Here is a 5,612-nt window from a genome sequence, read left to right as displayed (position 1 = left end):
TAAAGCGGGCAGGACATTCCGTGCCCACCTTGCTCGGCTGGAACACGCGGGGTAGCGGCCACGGTATCCATCCGAACCTGTCTTGGGGGAACGGTCGTGGAGGATCGACGGTGCGATCTGCCTACCAGGGCTCCGGAGAGTTCACGTCCCAGGCATCCCCATCGGCATCGCCGAAGGTGAGATACCAGTTGCCAATGCTGGAGACGAAAGACCGCTCAAACTGCTGCTCCCACTTGCAGGCCATAAACGGCTCCGGTGTGCGTGCCCGCAGGAAGCCGGCGCGCCTAAGCTGTCGGATGAACGGTGGGTAGGTGCACATGATCTCCGCACAATCCACTCCGCTTCGCTTGAAATCCTGGAGGCACTGGTTCAGCAATCCCTCGAACGCTTCCGGCTCCCGAGGATCCGCGAGTATGTCGAGGATTTGGCCGCGGAGACGGTCCCCCGTTTTCGCTCGCTTGATCACGGCATACCCGCAGAGGGTATCCTGGTTATTGAACGCAGCATACCGCCGGTAGTTACTGAACGGACGCTCGACGAATTTCCAGTTGAGATACCAGTGGTCCCGGACGACCATCAGTCCGAAGGCGGGAGACACCCTAGAGAAAAACTCATCGAAGCGCTCGTCGAAATGCATCATGGGGATGATGGCTATCCGCCGCGGTATTCTGGCGCGAAGGGCGAGTTCCCCCACCCGAAGCGCACTCCGGGCCAGCAAAGAGAGTGTGGTGCGGGAAATGCGCCCGCCGACCCGTTGCCGGATGAAGGGTGCCGGATCGAGTATCTTGAAGTAGGGATAAAAGTCCGGGACGGGAAGCCATCCGGCCTTGAGGTAGAGGTGGCGATTGGGCTCGTTGAACCAGAGGGCACCGGCGAAATCGGTGGTCTGTTCGGCCACGCCACGAAGCAGGACCTTTCCGAGCCCCTTCCCTCGATACGCCTTTGCCAGCAGGTCGTCATGCGCCAGATATCCCGTCATCTGACGGCCTCTCAGAGAAAATCTGAGCGGCATGTGTCCGTGCATGCCGACGACCTGCCCGCCGTGAGTGAGGAGATAGTAAGGCGTACGCCCCTCCCGGAACGGATTCCTCTCGGTCAGCCATCGGAACAGGATCTGCCTCTTCTCGATGTGGTCTTCGTCGAAGCGTTCCCGCCACAGCCGGACAATGCTTTCCAGATGCATTTCCTGGGCGCCGCTGCCCAGATATGGTTTCACGGACAGATCCACGCTGGCGAAATCTTGACTAACGGCCATTTTGCTCTCCTTCCTGGATGAGAAATGGGAAATCCAATCGGCTTGGCCATCTATTCGGCCGATGATGCGCGCGAGGCCATGTGCTTCCATTAAGCGCGATAGGTCTGGACTGACATTTAGAGCTACCCTTCGGCTTCACTTGAAACGGCAGACGCCGGGAGCATGCGATTTATCCGCTCCTCGGTCTTCGTAGGCGACTAGGTCGAGAATGAAAGCGTCCTTGATCATCTGTCGCTCCCTGCCCAGAGCTCGGGCATCTAGTTGATCGCGGTCGTCTTCACCTGCTCCGAACGCCTCGGTCCACGGCTCGAAACGCCAGCCGAAGCGAAACGATGCCTTTTCTTATCGGGTTAGGCGTCACGATCTGGGCGGCGTCCTTCGCTTATCCATAGCGTCCTTTGGAACAAGTGTCGGCGGCCGGTCCCGCCGATCAGACCGACCCGTCAATCGAAGCGGGTGCTTGGTCGGAAAAGAACGAAGCCAGAACCCGAACGGCTGGCTGGGGCGGCGGTTCGGCCGGCCGGCTCGTCCTCCGGCGCGTGTCCCGTGGGAGCCCCATTAGACCGAATCTGATTCAGCCACAAAATAAGTACAAATCCTTGTCTCTCTGATAAGCCTTCGTAACAGACCAAGAAATCCGGCCGGAACCGGGTTCTGGCCGTGGAGCGAGGCTTATCGGTCGAACGTCTCCACGGTAATGCTGATTGCGGTGGTTGCGCCGAGCAACCAAATGGAATCCGTCATCTCGCCATGCTCACGAATCACCACGTCAATCGCGCTATCCAACTGCGCTTGGGTATCGCAGGCCCCGAGCGAGATGCCTTTCTCGAAATACCTGACGCCATGATGATCGGCCACGGGTTCGAGCCAGTAATAGCCGGGGCCTTCGAATTGCGCGTGCAATGGCGCCCTATAGCAGCCGGCGTCATACCAGATACCGCCGACCCTGGCTCCATCGGTTCTGACCGTAATGGTGTTCATGACATTTACTCCTTTGAATTGGTGGACCGCTTTTCTGAGTCCGATTGATTTTTGACAAGCGCTCTTACCGAACGTTGGGTGCTTTTTCCAAAGCCATTCGGGTGACAGTACAGATAAGTATCCGATCGACGCAGCTCCGATTCGGCTGGGTGAAATCCGATCACGCGGGCTGCCGGCTATCCCGCCCAAGGTTTGCTCTGGAAACATTCCGGCAATGGCCGTTCGTGAAATTCAATTTTTTGAGTCCAATCCCCGGCGATCAGTGCAACCGTGGCCTTGAAACGAGTCTAAGGAGAACTTTTCAGTCCGCCGCCTCCTGGGGGAAGAACGGTACCCGTTGGGTGCGGCGGAAGTGGCTGGGATGCCCATGACGTTACTTAAGAGGAGACGGGGATCCCAGAATGACCACCATCAAAGACTTATCGGATGCCAAGCTTCTTCATAGCCTGGCAGCGTGCCGGGACTGCAGCGACGTTCAGCGGCTTCAAAACGAGCTGACGCGGACGATCCGTGAACTCCAGGCACAGGTGCGGGAATTGGAGGCCCAGAACCGCGAACTTCAGGAGGCCCAGCGGGCCCTTAAACGGTCCCGCAACCGCTATGCCGAGCTCTATGACGGGGCGCCGATCGGCTATGTGAGCCTGAACTCTGAGGGGGTGATCCGAGACATCAATATGGCCGGGGCGACAATGCTCGGCCGGGAGCGCACGCATCTGGTGGGCTCTCCCTTGCACCGCTACGTGGCTCCCGAAGACCAATCCACACTTCTAACGCATCTCAAAGGCTGTCTGCAGCAGGAGCAAGCCATGGCGGAGCTGACCCTTCTAACATCAACGGGAGACCGCCTCGCCGTCCAGCTCGCCAGCCGGAAAACCTTCACCCATGACGCGGAGGAGGTCCGGTATTTGACGGCTCTCACCGACCTTACCGAGCGGATGCGCACGGATGCCTTGCAGCGCCAATGGGCGGCCATCGTGGAGTCTTCCGACGATGCCATACTCGGCAAGACCCTGGATGGAGTCATCACCGGCTGGAATGCCGGCGCGGAGCGGCTGTTCGGCTACGCCGCGGACGAAGCCATCGGCCGCCCCATCAGCTTCATCATTCCGCCCGAACGGCAGGCGGAGGATTTGGAGATTCTCATGAAAATCGGCCAGGGCCAGCGGGTTGATCACTATGAGACCGAGCGTCTCGGCAAGGACGGCCGAAGGATCGCCATCTCGCTCACCGTCTCGCCGCTGCAAGACGAACAGGGCCGAATCATGGGCGCGTCCACGATTGCCCGCGACATCACCGCGCGCAAAGCGGCCGAGCAGCAGCTCAAGGAGCGGGATGCCTTCGCCAAGAAGGTCCTGATGTCCTCTCTGAACGGCCTCTACATCTACGATGTGAAAGCCGGGCGGGATGTCTTCATCAATGCCCAGTGCACCGAGCTGACGGGCTATACCCTCGAGGACCTCCAGAGCCTGAGCGGGAAGGACTTTTTCAATCTGTTTCACCCTGACGACCAAGGCCGCATCATCGCCCATTTCAAGGCCTTGCTCGACACGGCCAATGGCGAAACACTGGAAATCGAGTACCGGATCAGAACCGCTGACGGCCGTTGGATCTGGTGTATTTCGCGAGATGGGGTGTTCGCCCGCGAGGCCGACGGATCGGTCCTGCAGATCATCGGCACCTTCCTGGACATCACCGAGCGCAAGCGAGCCGAAGAACTGCGCCTGGAATACGACCGCCGGAAGGATGAATTTCTGGCGATGCTGGGGCATGAGCTCCGCAATCCCTTGATGCCGATCCGGAATGCCGTCCACATCCAGCGCAAATTCGGCGCATCGGAGCCCAAGTTGATCTGGGCCTGTGAGGTGATCGACCGTCAAGTCACCCAGTTGATCCGGCTGGTGGACGATCTCTTGGATGTGTCGCGGATCGTCCAAGGCAAGCTGGCACTGAAAAAAACGCCGGTGGAGCTCGCCGCCGTGATCGCCCAAGCCGTCGAAACCGCGCGGCCCTTCGTCGAGGCGCGGCGCCACGCCCTCACCATTTTCATCCCGGAAGACCCGATTCAGGTGGAGGGGGACAGCGTGCGCCTGGTTCAGGTCGTGTCGAACCTGCTCAACAACGCAGCAAAGTACACCTCGGAAGGCGGTCGGATCTGGCTGAGCCTAACTCGGGAGAACGGCGAGGCGGTCGTTTCGGTTCGGGATACGGGCGAAGGCATACCCGGCAAGTTGTTACCTCACCTCTTTACGCCCTTCACCCAGGCCGAGCGCACCCTGGACCGCGCTCAAGGCGGGTTGGGGCTCGGTCTGACCATCGTCAAGCGCATCGTAGAACTGCACGGCGGGTGGGTCGAAGCCGAAAGCGGAGGCTCCGGCCGAGGGAGTGAATTCATCGTGCGACTGCCCCTTTACCCCGATGTTTAGAGAAAGACAGACGCATGGCACCGTTCCGTATTGAATCCGCAGTTTGAAACCTCAGGCAGAGGTTCGGTAATCCCGACTTTTCATGCCTGCCGATCAAGTGATGGAAAATCCGGCCGTAGCCCGACCATAGGTCTTGCAGCTCGGGCTTGCCTTCGAGCCGACACTCGTTATGGATTGGCACGATCAGTCGATGGAAGCCACACCGTCGTGTAGCGCCAGGCATGCGCTGCAACCGCAGTCCTCGCCATCGCAGGGATCGGTACACTCCGCCGTGCACGTACAGGCGTGCGGCTGGGTCATGTACTTGGCTTGATACAAGCCGTTGGGCGGGTATCGCTTTTTCCCTTCGTCGGTCGGACCGTTCATGCCTCCTCCACAGTCTCCACAAAGGTCGATAACTTAGGCCCAGCGGGGTTTTCTGACTATCCGTAAGGTTCCATACCGAGAGTCGTTCGCTCGGCAACCGCCATGCCTTTGGTCTTGACTGTTATGGCAGTCATCACCTGCTCCGTTTGCTTAAACTCGGGAGAGATCGATACTGATGCAGCGTTCGACCCTAGAGCATTTTCCGATTCGGTGTCAGAGCGCCCGACAGGTAGGTCGGCAATCCCTTGCCGACCTACCGGCGCCGGAAAGCGGGCTTGGCCGAGAGAGGGAGAACATTGAGAGCGTCCCCCGACGGGATCGGCCAAACTCGGTGAATGCAAGTTGGAGGCTTAGATCTGTTGCCGGATGGGTTTATGGCCTGCGGGAGCCGGTTTCAATCAACTCCTATTCCAGATCGCTTTCGATCAGAAATTCGTGTTTTGTAGGGTGGGTTAGGCGCACATCAGCACTGACCGACCGCCGATCACTGCACTTCGCGTGCGCGTAACCCACCGAGCGACTTCCAATCGGTGGGTTACGCGGAGCCTGTCCCGAGCCCTTCGACGATGCTCAGGACAGGCTTGTCG

4 protein-coding genes are annotated in these 5,612 nt (G+C 59.4%); 1 reads left to right on the top strand and 3 read right to left on the bottom strand.

Translation table 11 applies throughout. The features are described 5' to 3' along the window. Window positions 1-121: 121 nt before the first annotated feature. On the bottom strand, window positions 122-1,255 hold the full coding sequence (locus tag ABJK70_RS19040) for a GNAT family N-acetyltransferase (protein ID WP_347258783.1): 1,134 nt from the start codon (window positions 1,253-1,255) through the stop codon (window positions 122-124). A gap of 672 nt (window positions 1,256-1,927) precedes the next feature. Beyond that, window positions 1,928-2,236 carry a hypothetical protein gene (locus tag ABJK70_RS19035; protein WP_077730822.1) on the bottom strand — a complete coding sequence of 103 codons (309 nt, stop codon included), beginning with the start codon at window positions 2,234-2,236 and terminating at the stop codon, window positions 1,928-1,930. Window positions 2,237-2,637: 401 nt separating this feature from the next. Between ABJK70_RS19035 and ABJK70_RS19030 the strand changes: the two genes are divergently transcribed. Further along, complete coding sequence (locus tag ABJK70_RS19030) at window positions 2,638-4,659, top strand: PAS domain S-box protein (protein WP_347258782.1); 2,022 nt, start codon at window positions 2,638-2,640, stop codon at window positions 4,657-4,659. Window positions 4,660-4,842: 183 nt separating this feature from the next. Here the strand turns inward: ABJK70_RS19030 and ABJK70_RS19025 are convergent, their stop codons facing one another. Further along, window positions 4,843-5,025 (bottom strand): hypothetical protein, encoded by a 183-nt coding sequence (locus ABJK70_RS19025; protein ID WP_077730824.1) that lies wholly within the window; start codon window positions 5,023-5,025, stop codon window positions 4,843-4,845. Between the last annotated feature and the right edge of the window lie 587 nt (window positions 5,026-5,612).

The sequence above is a fragment of the Methylocaldum sp. genome (assembly GCF_039794385.1).
GTDB lineage: Bacteria > Pseudomonadota > Gammaproteobacteria > Methylococcales > Methylococcaceae > Methylocaldum.
The sequence above is the reverse complement of the archived record's forward strand: the minus strand, read 5'-3'. Positions and strand labels throughout refer to the sequence as shown.

Bases quoted from the DNA above. Each gene is read 5' to 3' on its own strand.
- ABJK70_RS19030 (WP_347258782.1), top strand. From the start codon at position 2,638: ATGACCACCATCAAAGACTTATCGGATGCCAAGCTTCTTCATAGCCTG.
- ABJK70_RS19040 (WP_347258783.1), bottom strand. From the start codon at position 1,255: ATGGCCGTTAGTCAAGATTTCGCCAGCGTGGATCTGTCCGTGAAACCA.
- ABJK70_RS19035 (WP_077730822.1), bottom strand. From the start codon at position 2,236: ATGAACACCATTACGGTCAGAACCGATGGAGCCAGGGTCGGCGGTATC.
- ABJK70_RS19025 (WP_077730824.1), bottom strand. From the start codon at position 5,025: ATGAACGGTCCGACCGACGAAGGGAAAAAGCGATACCCGCCCAACGGC.